Below are 17635 nucleotides of genomic sequence, written 5' to 3' on the forward strand. Positions count from 1 at the left end.
AAAACGGAGCATGCTGGTCATGACTGACACGACAATCGATGTATCTGTAGTACCCGAGCGGTCGGGTCGCTCGGGATTTGCGGGCAGCGTCAATCCCGAGTTGTACCGACTGCTGACTGCGCTGAATCTCGATCGCGAGTACGTCCGCGGCGACGGCACCGTGCTGTTCGATTCTGCGGGCCGTCGGTATCTGGACTTCGCGGGTGCCTACGGGGCGCTGCCGTTCGGGCACGGGCCGACGCCCATCTGGCAGGCGATCAACGATGTTCGGTGCAGCGGCGAGCCCATCTTCGTGCAGCCCTCGGTGCTCACGGCCGCAGGTGAACTGGCGGATCGTCTGGGGAGAATCGCACCCGAGGGATTGACGCGTACGACGTTCGTCAACAGTGGCACCGAAGCGACGGAGGTGGCGCTGAAGATCGCGCGGGCCCATACCGGCCGCCTCGGGGTGTTGACGACCGGGAACAGTTTTCACGGCAAGACGTTGGGGGCGCTGTCGGCGACGGGAAATATCAAGTACCAGAGTGGATTCGGGGCCCCGGTATCGGGATTCGACCACATCGCTTTCGGTGATGCAGAGGCACTAGAGGCGGCTCTGGCGGCTGCGCCGGATCACTATGCGGTGTTCCTCGTCGAGCCGATTCAGGGTGAGGGCGGCGTGGTGTGCCCGCCCGACGGCTACTTGCGGCAGGTCCAGGAGATCTGCAACCGCCACGGTGTGTTGCTCGCGCTCGACGAGGTGCAGACGGGACTGGGCCGGACCGGCCGGATGTTCGCGGCGGAGCACGAGGGCGTGATTCCCGACATTCTGACTCTCGCGAAGGCGCTCGGCGGCGGGGTCGTGCCGGTGGGCGCGGTGCTGTGCCGCCCGGAGTTGGTGGGGGAGAGTTTCGCTCTTCGCCACACGTCGACGTTCGCGGGCAACGCGTTGGCCGCACGGGTCGGTCTGGCCGTCCTCGAGGAGTTGACCCGAGACGACTGCGCGGTGGTCACCGGAGCTGCCGCGCTCGGACGACAGTTGAAGAACGATCTGGCCGGCCTGGTCGAGAAGTATCCCTCGGTGGTCACCGAGGTACGTGGTCGCGGATTACTGCTGGGAATCGAACTCACCGCGGATGTGAACTTCGTCGGACGGCAGTCTCTGCTCGGTTCGATCGCGGATCAGCACAACCTGTCCGCGGTGATCTGCTCGTATCTGCTCAACGTCGAGGGCATTCGCGTGGCTCCGACTCTGTTCGGCAACAGGGTGATTCGTATCGAACCACCGTTGACGGTTTCCTCGTCGGCATGCTCGCGTCTGGTCGCGGCCCTCGATCGCGCGCTCGGCTACGCGGCCGAAGGGGACATGGACGGATTGTTCGGGCATCTGCTCGGGCGTCCGACTGTCGCCACTCCCGCGGCGCTCACGGCATTGCGTCCGGGCCGTACTCCCGACATCGCGGTACGGCCAGGTGATCGACGCTTCGCCTTCATCGCCCATCCTCTCGATCTCGGTTTCTTCGCTGCGTTCGATCCTGCGCTCGAGGTGTTCGACAATGCCGAGAGACGGGACTTGCTGGAGCGATTCGCTGCGTCGACGTCCGAGCTCGATCCGGCCTCGTTCGTCATCGGCAGCGGGCGGGTGTCCGGATTCGGAGACGCAACTGCGCACGGCGACCTGATCGGGCTGCCGTACACCTCCCAGCAGTTGCTGCAGCTGCCGACCGAGCGTGCGCTGGCAGTGGTGGGCGGAGCCGTCGAACTCGCGATCTCGCGCGGGGCAACCGTGGTCGGACTCGGCGGGTACTCGTCGGTGATCACCGGAAACGGGCTGGGTCTCGGTGCGACATCTCGGCCGATCACGACGGGCAACACCTTCACCGCGGCCGCGAGTCTGCGGGCCGTCCGACGTGTGTGCCAGGAACGGGGCATCGATGTCGCTCGCGCTCGGGTGACGATTCTCGGTGCGGGTGGGGCGATCGGACGGACCATCGGCAAGCAATTGGCCGGTGAGGTCGGCAGTATCGCGTTGGTGGGCAGGCGCGGCGAGAACTCGGTGATCGCGCCGAAGTTGTGGGCTGCGGCGCAGGAGATGGTGGCGAGTGCCGGTTCGGGTTCGGGTGACCTGGCGGTGGTTGCCGCCGAGGTCGCCGGCGACCTCGACGATCTGATCCGTTCGCGTCACATCGAATTCTTCACCGATCCTGTTGCTGCTGTGCGGGATTCGTTGATCGTCATCGCGGCGACGTCGGCTCCGCAGTCGTTGATCGATCCGACGGACCTGATGCAGGGGGCCATCGTCTGCGACGTGGCGCAGCCGCCGAACATCGGCCGGGACGTCCGCGGTGAACGGCCGGACGTGACGGTGTTCGACGGCGGAATCGTGCGGGTGCCGTCGGGCTCGGACTTCGGTTTGACGTACGGGTTGGCTCCGGGGCTGACGTACGCGTGCATGGCCGAGACGATGCTGATCGCATTGTCGGGCGAATTCGCGCTGCGCAGCATCGGCACCACTCTGGACGGTGAGAATGTCGAACGGTTGGGTGCGCTGGCCGACGTTCACGGCTTCACGCTCGCCGAGGCCACCCGGTGGCGTCAGGACTCTCACTAGGTGACCGGGGCCGGAGGTCGTGAGAGCAGGTGGACCTCCGGTCCCGTCGCGCCGATGCGGGCGGTTCCCCATGGCACAAAGCCCATCGCCGTCCAGAATCCGAGGTTGCCCTCCTTGCAGATTCCGTACAGAGGTCGGCCCTCGCGATCGGTGCGCGCCTGCACGTGGGCCGACAGTGCAGCACCGACACCGGATCGGTGTGTGGACGGTTCGACGCCGAGGTAGACCCACAGCACAGCGTCGGGGGCGGGGGAGTTCTCGGTCAGGAGCCGATCCATCTCGATGCCGGCCCGGGTGCCGGAACCCATGGCCCACAACAGATGTGGACCGGACACCAGCTGCCGCCACCGCGGTGTCGCGGGGGCGTCGTGTGGATGCCACAGTGACACTCCGACGATGCGGCCGTTCTCGACGGCGAGGTCGGCCCCACCTGCGGGAATGTAGCGGTGGCGGATCAGTGCGGCCATCATGCGCCGCTGTTTGCTCGGGCGGCTGGACGCGTCCGGGAAGAAGTATTCGCTGACCGGGTCGTCGTCCTGGAAGGCGCGTGCCATCATCGCGGACATTTCGGCGATGTCTGCTGTGGTGGCCGTTCGGATCTCAATGGGCACGGCTGGTCTCCTCTGCGGGCGAGTGCGGACGTGGTGTGGCCTGCGGTCGCTTAGGGGTGGGGCGCAGCCACCAGTTGGCGTTGCCCATCGACGCGACGAGCGCGGGCACCAGCATCATGCGCACGATGGTGGCGTCGATGACGAGACCGACGATGATGCCGATACCCACGAGCCGCATCATGGCGAGTTCGGACAGCGAGAAGAATGCGGTGACGGTGATGAGCAGTAGCGCGGCGGCCGTGACGACGCGTCCGGTGTGGGCGGCACCGATGCGGACGGCGTCCCGGGTGGTGGCTCCTGAATCGTGTGCTTCGACGATGCGGGAGAGCAGGAAGATCTCGTAGTCGGTGGACAGGCCGAACACCACGGCCATGATGAGGATGCTCATCGTCGACTGCAACGGCCCCGGGGTGACGCCGATCCACTCGGCACCGTGGCCGTCGACGAAGATCCAGGTGAGCGCTCCGAAGGTGGCACCGAGGCTTATCGATGCCATCGCAATTGCCTTGACGCTGAGCACGATCGAGCGGAACGCGACCGTCGTCATCACGAACGTGGCGAGAACCATGATGGTCAGCATCCACGGAAGCGTCGCGTAGATGGCGTCCATGCCGTCCTGGCTCTGCGCGGTGCCGCCGCCCACGCGGAGTGTCGTCCCGGTCGGGGCCGGGATCGACCGGATGGAGTCCAGTGTCTCCAGGGCACCTGCCGTGCGATCGGGTGAGCTCATGATGGCGTCGACGACGGTCAGGTTGTCCACGGTTCCGCCGGGGACTGCTGCAACGACACCGAGCGACCCGTCGACCGCTCTGGTCACTTCGGCGACCGCTGCGGGACTCGGTGGGGAGTCGGTGTCGGATTCGACGAGGACGGTGACACCGGTGTTCGCGAGCGGGAATTCGGTGAACAGCTTCTCGGTCGCGATCTTCGCGGACGCGTCGGAAGGGAGGCCCGTGTGGTCGAGATCGCCCAACCGGGCACCGAGAATCGGCGCACTGAGCAGTGCAAGTATCGCGAAGATGGATACGGCGACGAGCACCGGTCTGCGCATGACGCGGTCTGCGACCGTGCCCCAGAACCGTTGGGCGCGTGCGTCGCCTCGGTCGATAGCGCCTGTGCGCCAACTCCACGAGTCGATACGGTGTCCGAGGATCGCGAGCGCTGCGGGCAGTGCGGTCAGTGAGATGACGGCAGCAACGGCCACCGCGGCCATGCCGCCGAAGCCGAGAGATCGAATCATCGACTGCGGGAAGATCAGCATGCCCACAAATCCACACACGAGCAACAGGGCCGAGAACGCCACGGTGCGGCCGGCGGTGAACATCGTGCGACGCACCGCATCTGCCGGGTCTCGGCCGTCACGTAGTTCCTCGCGGAAACGCGTGATGACGAACAGGCTGTAGTCGACGGCCATCCCGAGTCCGACGAGCGAGGCGATATTGGTCGCGAACACCGATACTTCGGTGACCTCGTTCAGTGCTCGCAGTACGGCGAGTGATGCCACGACGCTCATGCCGCCGATGACCAACGGCGTTGCGGCAGCGACGAGTCCGCCGAAGATCAGCAGCAACAGGACGAGCAGAATCGGGAACGTGATGGTCTCGGCCCGTACCAGATCCGCTCGCGCCTGCTCGTTGTAGGCGTCGGCGATGGCCGAGAAGCCGCCGAACTGCACGGTCGCGCCGTCGATCGTCAACTCCGCACGCAGGTCCCGGTAGGTCTTGACGCGTCGGTCCTCGTCGCCGGTCAGTGTCAGGACCGCGAGTGCGGACCGGCCGTCGAACGATCGCAGACCCGACGCGAACGCGTCCGGCACGGTCCAGTAGGTGATGGGAGTGCGGGCGAGCAGTCCGTCGTCGATGTCGTCGAGGCGACCGAGAACGGTGTCGCCGATGTCGTCGATCGAGCGTCCGTCCGTCGGGGTGTAGACCACCGCGACGTCGGGAACCTTTCGGCCGAAACGCGATTCGACCAACGCGTCCACTTCGGCCGATTCACTGGCCGGGTCGGTGTACCCGCCCAGGCTCAGTTCGTCGACGACACCGATGCCCCACGCACCCGCGGCCAACACGAGCGCGACCACGGTGACCAGTACCCACCGCGCACGTTCGACGACGAAGTCGACCGGTCCGGTGCCGGTGGTCACGACGCACCCGGGGCGTCGACGCCGTCGACGAAGGACGCCAGTGCGGTCAACGCGGCGTCGATCTGTGCGTGCGTGTGTTCGCTCGAGAGGAAGAAGCGAAGCCGTTCCTGGCCCACCGGTACCGAGGGATAGGTGATGGCGTTGACGTTGATGCCCTGGTGCAGCAGTGCGACGCAGGCCAGTACGGTTCGTTGGGTGTCGCCGATGACGATCGGCAGAATGGACGTGCCCTCGGCGGTCCCGGTGTCGAACCCGTGAGAGCGTGCGCGGGTGAACGCATAGCGGCCGTTCTCGCGCAGGCGTTCGACACGGTCCGGTTCGGCCGTGAGCACGTTCAGCGCCGTGTTCGCCGCTGCCACTGCGGACGGCGCGGGTCCGGCGGTGAACATGCTCAATCCCGGTGCGGAGTACTTGAATCCGCGGATCAGCTCGCGGGAGCCGGCCAGGAACCCGCCGACGCTGCCGAGGGCCTTGGACATGGTTCCCATCCACACGTCGACGGCGTCGCCGGGCAGGTCGTAGAGTTCGCGGATGCCGAGGCCGCGCTGACCCAGTACGCCGAACGCGTGTGCTTCGTCGACCATCACGGCGCAGTCGTAACGCCGGGCCACGGCGATCAACTCGGGGAGTACGGCGACGTCGCCGTCCATGCTGTAGTGGCTTTCGAGGATCACCATTGCGCGTGCGAAACTGCCGCGCGACATCTTCAGTATCGCCTCGAGCGCATCGGGGTCGTTGTGACGGAACAACACTCGTCGACACCCTGCCCATTCGGTTCCCGAGACGATGCTGCTGTGGACCAGGGTGTCGCACACTGCCAGGTCACCTTTGCCCAGCAGGTAGCCGACCGCGGCGGCGTTGGTGAGGTACCCGCTTGCGGTGATCACCGTGTCGTCGACGTCGTAGGTGCGGGCGAGCGCCGACTCGAACTCCTCGTAGAGCGGAATCTGACCACTCACGATGCGGCTGCCGGACACCGAGGTTCCGTAACGATCGATCGCGTCCTTGGCTGCGTCCATCACGCGCCGGTCCGAGCTCAGGCCCAGGTAGTTGAAGCTGCCGAAATTGATCATGTCGCGGTCGAGCTGTCGGATGGTTGCTCCGGCCGTGCCGTCGTGCGGCAGGTACAGCGGGTTGGGCACACCGAGTTCCGCGAACATCCGGTCGACTCCGTCGAATTGCGCGGTGGTCGCCGCGACGTCGGGATGATCGGCCAGAGACCCGCTTCGCTGCCCCTTACCGTCCCCGGCGGCGGCAGGTGCGGCGGCTGTGGGTCCACGGCCGATCGACTCGGGGCCGGTGTCCACGTTCACCGTGGAGTACCCGCCGCGGGCGAGCAGCCTGCGAGCGATCTCTCGTGAATCGACGCTCATGGTGCGACCGCTTCCAGAGGGGCGGACGGGGGCACGGTGGATGCGGCGTTACCCGCGGCGGCATTCCTGGTGATGCTCGCAGCGAGTTTCGCTCCGATCGCGGCAAGGCCTTGACCACGCCCGAACTCGAGCACCGACATTTCGAGACCCACGGATTTGCCGACCCGAGCGGCGAATTCGACTGCCATCAGTGAGTCGAGGCCCAGTTCCGGTAACGGTGTCGAGGTGTCGACTGCATCCGGATCGATGCCCATGACGGCAGCGAGCTGCTCGGCCAGAACGAACGTCAGCACGTCCGCGCGTTGGTCCTCGGGCAGCGCGAGTATTTCGGCGTGCAGTGCGGTGACGCCCGACCCGCCGGTACTCGCTGCGGCGATGTGCGCTGCGAAGCGTGGGATGTGCGCGGACGCGGGGTTGGCGATACCCCATTGTTCCCAGTCGATTCCGACGACGGCCACGTGCGGGAGGTCCAGCGTCAGGCATTCGCCCAGATAGCGGGCTGCTGCGTCCATGTCGACATTGCGGAAGCCGAGCATGTCGAGGTATCGCACCACCTCCTCCGCAGTTTCCGCCATGCCCCCTCCGCTCATCGCGCCCCAACTGACCGTCAATGCCGACTTGCCGTGGGCACGCCGGGACCAGGCAAGTGCATCGAGTACCGAGTTGGCGGCGGAATAGGACACCTGCGGGGTGCCACCGCTGAGGCTGCTCATCGAGGAGAACAGGACGAAGATCGCAGGATCGATACCGGCGACGTCGAGTGCGCGATCGAGATTCAGTGCGCCGGTTACTTTGGGCGCGAACACTTCTCGAACGGACTGCTCGGTGATGTTCGCAACCGGCAGGTTGTCCACCACCCCTGCGGTGTGGAACACCCCGCCGAGCGGGGCGTCGGCGACGGTGCGTCCGATCAGTTCGGCCACTGCGTCGTAGTGCGAGATGTCCACGCGTTCGGCGACCACTCGTACTCCGTCTGCCTCGAACGCGGCGACTCCCGCGATGGCGGTCTCGGTGGTTGCTCCGCTGCGCCCGACGAGTACGAGGTGTCGTGCGCCCTCTGCGACGAGCCACCGCGCGATCGCCATTTCGAACGCGCCGAATCCGCCGGTGACGATGTAGGCGGCCGTGGGATCGATGCGTACGGTCGGGACCTCGGGCCGGACCGAGGGCATGTCGTCGTCGAAGGACAGTACGACGCGGCCGGTGTGAGTGGAGCGCACGACAGCGTCGAACGCGTCGGCGACGCGAGCGAGCGGGTACGTCGTGTACGGCAGCGGTGTGTACGTGCGGTCCACCAACCCCGCGATGACGGCCTCGGTGACCTGCCGCGCCAGAGCCGGTTTGAACTCGAACATTCGGTCCATGTCGACGGCGAAGAAGGTGAGATTGCGATCGAACGGGGCGAGGTCCAGTACGCCGCCGAAGTAGATGTCGGCTTTCCCCAGCTCGACGATGCGGCCGAATTCCGCTGCCACATGCAGGTTCTGGGCCATGATCTCACCCGGCGAGGAGTTGTATACGACGTCGACACCTCGTCCGTCGGTCAGCACACGAATGTCGTCGGCGAAGTTCAGTGATCTGGACGCGAGCACGTGGTGAGCACCGGCCTCGGTTGCGACAGCCCGCCGCTCCTCGGTGCCTGCGGTCGCGATCACCACTGCTCCGAGTCCGCGGGCGACCTGGATTGCGGCCAATCCCAATCCGCCCGCGGCACCGTGGATCAGGACGGTCTCGCCGGGTCGAACTCGGGCGAGATCGAGTAGGCCGAATCGCGCGCACATCAGCGGCAGGATCGACGAGCACCACCCGAACTCCCAGTCGGACGGTACCTTCGCCGAGCCCCCTTCGTCGACGTCGAGGGTGACGAAGCGCGCCATGATGTTTCGTGAGCACAAACCGATGTGATCGCCCGGTGCGATGCCGTCCACGTCCGGTCCGACGCGCGTCACGACACCGAGTCCGCCGAGCCCGAGTGTCGTGCCGAAGTAGGTACCCGCGAGTTCGCGCTCGGTCAGCACTCCCATGACCTTGAGCGGATCCTTGTAGTTGATGTCGATTGCGCGGACCTGAACCTCGATTTGGCCGGGCCCGGGCTCCATGCGCGCTGTCGCGCGAAAGGCGATATCGGACAACATCTTCGATGCCGGAGTCTCGATCGCGAAGGACGCCTCCCGGTCCAGTAGCGGGGCGGGTGTATCGCGTAGCGCCAGGTGGTCACGCAGATTGCTGCGCAGCCTCACCGCCCATCGAGAACCCTGGCGCAGAGCCACCTCGTCGGCATCGTCGCCTGCGTAGGGCCCGAACGCGATCGTCTCGGTCACCACCTGCTCGACGTCGGTGTCGGCTTCGGTGTCCACCAGACGCCACGCCGCAGGGGATTGTTCGTTGCGCAGTGACCGTCGGGCACCGACGAGGCCGGAGTGGGTCAGGTGCGCGCCGGCGGGATCGCCCGGCATGCAGAAGGCCTTCTCGGTCACGATCACCGCGGTGACGGACCCCGGCTCGGAGGCCGGCCCGTTCGAGTCGCCGTACAGCGCGTTCTGCACGGTGCGTGCGATGGTGGTCAGGGCGTGCACGGCCGACGCCGGGTCTGCGAACTCGCCGGCGACGGCGACGACGGTGGCGCGGTCGACACCGTCGGCCTCGAGACCGGTACGCAGGATTCTGGTCAGGTCGGTGGCGTCGAAGGTGTTCTGCGCCAACACCACCGACGTTCGGCGGGCACGGGCGATGGCCTCGGCGCGCGTGTGTGCTCGGCTGTCGGCTGCGGCGTCGCCCAGCACGACGACCAGAGCGAAGTCGCGATCGGTGTCTGCTGCGGGCATCGGAGCATCGCGGTTGTCCCGCAATTCCCACACCGGTTCGTAGAACAACCGGTCCAGTTCGGTGTGCAGCGACTGCGGCGGCGCAATCGGTTTGAACTCGACGCCGCCCAACGCGACCGCGGCCCGGCCCTCGTCGTCGGTCACGGTGATGTCGGCTCGCATCGGGTCGGTTCCCGTGCGCCGCACCACGACGACGGCATGGTCGGGAATCGGTCCGTACCTGCGGACGGACGCGATGGTGGCCGGAACCACTGCGCCGCTGCGGTCCCCGGCTGCAGCCGACGAACCCAGCGCTGTTCCAGCCAGTGCAGCTGTGCCGGCCAGCGCAGCGACGCATTGCAGCGCGGTGTCCAGTACCGCGGGATGCACCAGGTGACGGGAGCCGGAGTGACGGCCGGCGTCGATGACGGCGACGACTGTGTCGGTGTCGATTCGGGCGGAGACGATGCCCTGGAAGGCCGGTCCGTAGTGCAACCCGGCCGCGGCGAGCAGCGGATACAGCGCGTCTCCGGTGATCTCGACGGCGGCGTCAGAGATCTCAGCGGCGACGAACGGGGCGTCGAATCGCCCCTCCACGAGGCGGCCCGTGGCGTTGACGGTCCATTGGGTGTCGGCCGCCGACCGCGAGCGCAGCACGAATCTTCTCGTCGAGTCCTCCACCGAGATCTGCAGAACGGGAACGTCGTCGGCGTCGATCACCAGCGGGGCGACGAACTCCACGTTCTCGGCTGCGACCTCGGGATGTCCGGTCCGCGCGGCCGCGGCGCTCAGTGCGGCGTCGAGGTATGCGGTACCGGGTAGCAGCACGAGACCGTCGACGACATGGTCGCGCAACCACGGAAGTTGGGCAACGGCCAGTTCGACGCTCCAGTGGGAACCGGCCGCGTCGGAACGTTCGCCGAGCAGGGGGTAGGTGTCGGGGGCACCGAACCTGTCGAGAATCGAGGATTCGGGCTCGGACCAGCAGCGTGTGCGTTGCCACGGGTATGCGGGCAGCTCCCTGTGTGGCGATACGGCTGCAGAGCCGTCGAAGCAACCGCTCGCGTACAGACTCTGGATTGCTGCCGTCAGGCTCGATCGGTCGTCCGCCCCACGGACCAGCGTTCCGATCGACGTTCCGGTCTCGCCGGCTCGGATGAGGATTTCTCTGATGTTGCCCGAGAGCACCGGATGGGGGCCGACTTCGAGGAAGACGCGGTGGCCGTCGGCGATGAGAGCGGCCATCGTGTCGGCGAAACGCACCGGGCGTCGAACGTTGTCGCACCAGTAGCTCGAGTTCCATTCTGCGCCGGTGACGCGCTCTGCCGTGACCGTCGAGTACAGCGCGAGGCCAGGGACCTGTGCATCGATGGTGTGCAGGGCCGAATCGATCTGCGCCAGAATGGGATCCATGAGGTGGCTGTGGTACGGCACCTCGACGTGCAGCATCTTGGCAAAAACTCCGCTGCCGGTGAGTATCTCGGCGAATGCTGCCAATGTGGTTGTGTCGCCTGCCAACGTGACCGCGGTCGGGCTGTTGATCGCGGCCACCGAGATCTCCGCGGACACGCCGTGCTCCTGGATCCGGGCCATGGCATCGTTCTCGGACAATCCGACGGCCAGCATGCCGCCGGAGCCTGCTGTGGTGGCCTGCAATCGGGCGCGGTGGTAGCTGACGAGCAGGGCGTCGTGCAGGCTCAGTGCTCCGCTGATGTAGGCGGCGCTGACCTCGCCGACGCTGTGTCCGACGACCGTGGTCGGTGCTATCCCGAGGGAGCCGAGCTCGGCGACGAGAGCGACCTGGACGAGGAAGTTCGCCGGTTGCGCGATCGAGGTATCGGTGACCCGGGATACGTCCTCGTCCCGGGTCAGTTCCTCGATGATCGACCAACCGGCGATGTCGACGAACGCAGCATCGACGAGCCGTGCGACACGGGCGAATTCGCCGTCCGCGAGCAGCAGTTCGCGGGCCATGGCCCACCACTGCGGGCCCATGCCGCTGAAGACGAACACCGGTGCCGCGCTGTGGCCGACGACGGTGTGGGCGGTCGACCCACTGCCGCCCGCGAACGAGACCAGGGCGCCGAGCAAGTCGTCTGCATCGGTGTAGGGGAGTGCGGCCCGGACGGGGTGGTGGGCTCGACGCGACCACGCGGCCGAGGTGAGCGCAGGTAGTTCGTCCGCGCGGCCGGAATCGATCAGATCCTGCACCGTGGTTCCGAATGCCGCGGCGGACGCACGTGCGGCCGTGTCGGTCCGTCCGGAGACGGGGAACAGCCGAAGTTCGACGGTGTCGTTCGCAGGTCCGGTGGCCGGCGCGTCGGGCTGGGCCGGTGCCGCAGACATCACGACGTGTGCGTTCGTACCGCCGTATCCGAAGCCGTTGATGGCAACGTACGGGTCTGCATCGGCGAAGGGTTCCGCGGTCACCGGAATGCGAATGTTCAGCTCGTCGAACGGGATTGCCGGATTGAGCGTGTGCAGCCACGCCTGCGGCACGATGGTCCGGTGGTGCAGCGTCAATGCCGATTTGATGAGGCCGGCAATGCCCGCGGCCGCTTCGGTATGCCCGATCGCGGCTTTGATGGACCCGACCACCAGCGGGCTTTCGCGTCCGTCGACCACGCCGTAGGCTCCGCCGAGCGCCTCGAGTTCGAGCGGGTCTCCCACCGCGGTTCCCGTGCCGTGCGCTTCGACGTAGCCGACCCTTCCTGGTTCGATACCTGCTTCCGCGCACACTCGGGTGGCGAGTGCGTGTTGCGAGACGGGATTGGGGACGGGAATGGCGATGGTGCGCCCGTCCTGGTTCACGCCGGAACCTCGAATCACCGAATAGATCCGGTCCCCGTCCGCGATCGCATCCGCCAGGGGGCGGAGCAGCACCATGCCCGCGCCTTCGCCGCGGCCGTATCCGTCGGCGGCGGCGTCGAAGGACTTCGATCGGCCGTCGAACGAGAGAAACCTGCCCTTGCACATCGAGACGAACGTCTCGGGGCGGAACATCGCATTGGCTCCGCCGACCAGGGCCATGGTGCATTCGCCGCGCTCGAGTGCGCGGACGGCCTGGTGAACGGCGACGAGGGACGACGAGCATGCGGTGTCGATCGTCATGGACGGTCCGACGAGATCGAGCGCGAACGAGATGCGATTGGAGAGCAACGTATGCGAGGAACTGGTGGCGCTGTGCGAATTGATTTGGGCGCGTGCGGAACTGGATGCGCGCAGCCCGGCCGAATCGTTGGTGAATCCGCCGACGAACACTCCGATCGGTTGCCCGCTGACCCGGCCTGCGTGCCCGGCGTCGTCGAGCGCTTCCCAGGCGACTTCGAGTAGGAGACGTTGCTGAGGGTCGGTCACCGAGGCCTCGCGAGGCGACATTCCGAAGAATTCGGGGTCGAAGTCCCACAGCGACTGGGTCAGGAATCCGCCGCGTCGGGTGTAGGCGCGTCCCGGCGCGTCGGGATTGGGGTCGTAGAAGCGATCGGCGTTCCACCGATCCGCGGGTATGTCGACGATGCCGTCGCCCTTGTCGAGCATGAACTTCCAGAAGCTGGGGCCATCGTGTACCCCGCCTGGGAATCTGCATCCGATTCCGACCACTGCCACCGCGACCATGCTGTCCCCCCGAGAGACAAAGAGTTGTGTTGTGCGAATGCGTTTGTTGCGCAAAAGAAAAGACGCGCGTCGACGAATCGAACCCCCTCGCCGACGACCCCCGTTGCGACAAAGTGAATACAATCAGACCGGGGGCCGGATTTCCATAGCAACCGAGGGGTTGCGTCGATGGGGTCGGTCTGCATGGTCGATCACGACTCGACCGTTGTCGTTGCAAATGAAATGCGTTTTCCACCAATATCTTTCGTGATTGTCGCGAAGGATCTGACAGCTCACGCGGGAATCGCGGTCCGCAACTGGGCTCGGGTCGCAGTCGCCGGAGCCCCGATCCAACGAATGTCGATCAGCAGATCCCTCGGTAGCGATTCGTCCGGGTCGCCGCGATCGGCGGGATGAACGGCTGAGGCGAACAGCTGGAGTGAACTGCAGGGGTAATCAGCTTCCGTGTCGGTCGGGAGGACCGGCAGACTCGCGTCTGTGCCAGTCGTCACAACGGTCGCCTCGGGCCGGGTCGATGCGTCGGTTTCCCGCGGACCTCTTGACGAAGGGAGGCGCAAGGTTCACTCTTGTCGTCAGGAGCACCCCCTTGCGGTATCGGGCGCACACCTGTTCGAGGCGGCGTGGCGACACGCTTTCCTCGACTCGGTGCGAGAACGGACCTCGGGTGTTACTTTTGATGCCCCCGTTGCGCTGCGCGCACATTTGGGGTACCTTTGGACGTTGCGCTGGCTGCCTCCTGTCCACCTCTCGATCGCTGTTACCCGAAAGCACGTTTTCGGGCCGCTGTGATGGGGATTCGGTCTGGTTGCGACCAGCCGAAATTCGCCCCACATATAGCAAACAGATACAGCGGCGGTCGCCATGTCGTTTCGGTTGACAGAACGGCGCGACCCGCGTGAGGTGCTGGAAGGACGCATCTTGGCAGTCTCTAGCCAGACCAAGGCAGTTGTCGGAACACCGGGAGCCCCGAGGAGGGTTTCGTTCGCGAACATTCGCGAGCCGTTGGAGGTACCCGGTCTCCTCGATGTACAGACGGACTCGTTCGAGTGGCTGGTAGGTGCGCAGAGTTGGCGCGACCGTGCCGCCGCCCGTGGAGACAGCGGTGTCTCCGGCGGACTCGAGGACATCCTGACCGAGCTCTCTCCGATCGAGGACTTCTCGGGCTCGATGTCGCTCTCCTTCTCCGACCCACGATTCGACGAGGTCAAGGCCTCGACCGATGAGTGCAAGGACAAGGACATGACGTACGCGGCTCCGCTGTTCGTCACCGCCGAGTTCATCAACAACAACACCGGCGAGATCAAGAGCCAGACGGTCTTCATGGGTGATTTCCCGATGATGACCGACAAGGGCACCTTCATCATCAACGGCACCGAGCGCGTCGTCGTCTCGCAGCTGGTGCGTTCTCCGGGCGTCTACTTCGATCACTCGATCGACAAGACCACCGAGAAGGACCTGCACAGCGTCAAGGTCATCCCCGGCCGCGGTGCTTGGCTCGAGTTCGACGTCGACAAGCGCGACACCGTCGGTGTCCGTATCGACCGCAAGCGTCGTCAGCCCGTCACGGTGCTGCTGAAGGCTCTCGGCTGGTCCACCGACCAGATCACGGAGCGCTTCGGCTTCTCCGAGATCCTCATGGCCACGCTGGAGAAGGACAACACCGCCGGTACCGACGAGGCTCTCCTCGACATCTACCGCAAGCTGCGTCCGGGCGAGCCGCCGACCAAGGAGTCGGCGCAGACCCTGCTGGAGAACCTGTTCTTCAAGGACAAGCGCTACGACCTCGCTCGCGTGGGTCGCTACAAGATCAACAAGAAGCTCGGCCTCAACTCGGGTCAGCCCATCGTGGCGTCGACCCTCACCGAGGAAGACATCGTCGCGACCATCGAGTACCTCGTGCGTCTGCACGCAGGTGAGACCTCGATGACCGCACCCGACGGCGTCGAGGTTCCGGTCGAGGTCGACGACATCGACCACTTTGGCAACCGTCGTCTGCGCACCGTGGGCGAGCTCATCCAGAACCAGATCCGCGTGGGCCTGTCCCGCATGGAGCGCGTCGTGCGCGAACGTATGACGACTCAGGACGTCGAGGCGATCACGCCGCAGACCCTGATCAACATCCGTCCCGTCGTCGCTGCGATCAAGGAGTTCTTCGGAACCTCCCAGCTCTCGCAGTTCATGGACCAGAACAACCCGCTGTCGGGTCTGACGCACAAGCGTCGCCTGTCGGCACTGGGACCCGGCGGTCTCTCTCGTGAGCGCGCCGGCCTCGAGGTCCGCGACGTGCACCCCTCGCACTACGGCCGCATGTGCCCCATCGAGACCCCGGAAGGCCCGAACATCGGCCTGATCGGTTCGCTCTCGGTGTACGCACGCGTCAACCCGTTCGGCTTCATCGAGACCCCGTACCGCAAGGTCGTCGACGGCAAGGTCACCGACGAGGTCGATTACCTGACCGCCGACGAGGAGGATCGCCACACGCTCGCGCAGGCGAACTCCCCGGTCGACGATTCGGGTCACTTCATCGAGGACAAGATTCTCGTCCGTCGTAAGGGTGGAGAGGTCGAGTTCGTCTCGTCCGACGACATCGATTACATGGACGTCTCGCCTCGTCAGATGGTGTCCGTCGCTACCGCGATGATTCCGTTCCTCGAGCACGACGATGCCAACCGTGCCCTGATGGGCGCGAACATGCAGCGTCAGGCTGTCCCGCTGGTCCGCAGCGAGGCTCCGATCGTCGGTACCGGCATGGAGCTGCGTGCCGCTGTCGACGCCGGTGACGTCGTCATCACCGAGAAGACCGGTGTCGTCGAAGAGGTCTCCGCCGATTACGTCACGGTCATGGCCGACGACGGATCGCGCAAGACCTACCGGATGCGCAAGTTCGCGCGTTCCAACCAGGGCACCTGCGCCAACCAGCGTCCGATCGTGGACGAGGGACAGCGCGTCGAGTCCGGCCAGGTCCTCGCCGACGGCCCCTGCACCGAGAACGGTGAGATGGCTCTCGGCAAGAACCTGCTGCTGGCGATCATGCCGTGGGAGGGCCACAACTACGAGGACGCGATCATTCTGTCGCAGCGCCTCGTGGAAGAGGATGTTCTCACCTCGATCCACATCGAGGAGCACGAGATCGATGCTCGCGACACCAAGCTCGGTGCCGAAGAGATCACTCGCGACATCCCGAACGTCTCCGACGAGGTCCTCGCAGACCTCGACGAGCGCGGCATCATCCGTATCGGTGCCGAGGTTCGTGACGGCGACGTGCTGGTCGGAAAGGTCACGCCGAAGGGCGAGACCGAGCTGACCCCCGAAGAGCGCCTGCTGCGCGCCATCTTCGGTGAGAAGGCTCGCGAAGTTCGCGACACCTCGCTCAAGGTTCCGCACGGCGAGAACGGAAAGGTCATCGGCATCCGCGTCTTCTCGCGCGACGACGACGACGATCTGCCTCCCGGCGTGAACGAGCTGGTCCGCGTCTACGTGGCTCAGAAGCGCAAGATCCAGGACGGCGACAAGCTCGCCGGCCGTCACGGCAACAAGGGCGTCATCGGCAAGATCCTCCCGCAGGAGGACATGCCGTTCCTGCCCGACGGCACCCCGATCGACATCATCCTCAACACCCACGGTGTTCCGCGTCGTATGAACATCGGTCAGGTCCTCGAAACCCACCTGGGTTGGATCGGCAAGACCGGTTGGAACGTGCAGATCGCCGCGGACGGCAGCAAGCCCGATTGGGCCGAACGCCTGCCCGAGGAGATGCTGGCGGCTCCGGCCGACAGCAACATCGCCACCCCGGTGTTCGACGGTGCCAAGGAGAATCAGCTCGCCGGCCTGCTGGAGAGCACGATCCCCAACCGCGACGGCGAGCAGATGGTCGGATCCGACGGAAAGGCCACGTTGTTCGACGGCCGCTCCGGCGAGCCGTTCCCGTACCCGGTGTCGGTGGGCTACATGTACATCATCAAGCTGCACCACTTGGTCGACGACAAGATCCACGCTCGTTCGACCGGGCCGTACTCGATGATCACGCAGCAGCCCCTCGGTGGTAAGGCTCAGTTCGGTGGACAGCGCTTCGGTGAGATGGAGTGCTGGGCCATGCAGGCCTACGGTGCCGCGTACACGCTGCAGGAGCTTCTCACCATCAAGTCGGACGACGTTGTCGGCCGCGTGAAGGTGTACGAGGCGATCGTCAAGGGCGAGAACATTCCCGAGCCCGGTATCCCCGAGTCCTTCAAGGTGCTCCTCAAGGAGCTCCAGTCGCTGTGCCTCAACGTGGAGGTGCTGTCCTCGGACGGCGCTGCCATCACGATGGCCGACGGTGACGACGAAGACCTCGAGCGTGCCGCAGCCAACCTGGGAATCAACCTCTCCCGCAACGAAGCTGCCACGGTCGACGACCTCGCTCAGTAGTTCTGTGGTCTGCCGGATCCGCGCAGTGCGGATCCGGCAGGCGTTTCTCTCATTTGCTCTTCCAGCACAACACCCATAACGGGGAAAGG

The 17635-nt window shown here is 65.8% G+C and carries 6 protein-coding genes; 2 read left to right on the plus strand and 4 right to left on the minus strand.

Annotated features, from left to right (window positions below):
* Window positions 1-19: 19 nt before the first annotated feature.
* Window positions 20-2590, plus strand: coding sequence for an aminotransferase class III-fold pyridoxal phosphate-dependent enzyme (locus CH281_RS02185; protein WP_094692898.1), 2571 nt, complete (start codon window positions 20-22; stop codon window positions 2588-2590).
* Here CH281_RS02185 and CH281_RS02190 read toward each other — a convergent pair.
* Genes CH281_RS02190 through CH281_RS02205 form a run of 4 tightly spaced genes read right to left on the minus strand, consistent with a single transcriptional unit; the run spans window position 2587 to window position 13139 of the window.
* The gene (locus tag CH281_RS02190; protein WP_236254188.1) at window positions 2587-3201 is read right to left on the minus strand and encodes a GNAT family N-acetyltransferase; all 615 of its coding nucleotides are present in this window, start codon (window positions 3199-3201) and stop codon (window positions 2587-2589) included. The two genes, CH281_RS02185 and CH281_RS02190, sit on opposite strands and share 4 nt — an antisense overlap.
* Window positions 3191-5347 carry an MMPL family transporter gene (locus CH281_RS02195; RefSeq protein WP_094692721.1) on the minus strand — a complete coding sequence of 719 codons (2157 nt, stop codon included), beginning with the start codon at window positions 5345-5347 and terminating at the stop codon, window positions 3191-3193. Before CH281_RS02195 ends, CH281_RS02190 begins: the two co-directional genes overlap by 11 nt.
* Window positions 5344-6720, minus strand: a complete 1377-nt coding sequence (locus CH281_RS02200) for an aminotransferase class I/II-fold pyridoxal phosphate-dependent enzyme (RefSeq protein WP_094692722.1) — start codon at window positions 6718-6720, stop codon at window positions 5344-5346. Before CH281_RS02200 ends, CH281_RS02195 begins: the two co-directional genes overlap by 4 nt.
* Window positions 6717-13139 (minus strand): type I polyketide synthase, encoded by a 6423-nt coding sequence (locus tag CH281_RS02205; protein ID WP_094692724.1) that lies wholly within the window; start codon window positions 13137-13139, stop codon window positions 6717-6719. Before CH281_RS02205 ends, CH281_RS02200 begins: the two co-directional genes overlap by 4 nt.
* A 900-nt stretch (window positions 13140-14039) precedes the next feature.
* Here CH281_RS02205 and rpoB point away from each other — a divergent pair.
* Window positions 14040-17546 carry a DNA-directed RNA polymerase subunit beta gene (rpoB, locus tag CH281_RS02215; protein ID WP_094692902.1) on the plus strand — a complete coding sequence of 1169 codons (3507 nt, stop codon included), beginning with the start codon at window positions 14040-14042 and terminating at the stop codon, window positions 17544-17546.
* Window positions 17547-17635: the final 89 nt, after the last annotated feature.

The organism is Rhodococcus sp. 06-221-2 (genome assembly GCF_002258365.1).
Taxonomy (GTDB): domain Bacteria; phylum Actinomycetota; class Actinomycetes; order Mycobacteriales; family Mycobacteriaceae; genus Rhodococcoides; species Rhodococcoides fascians.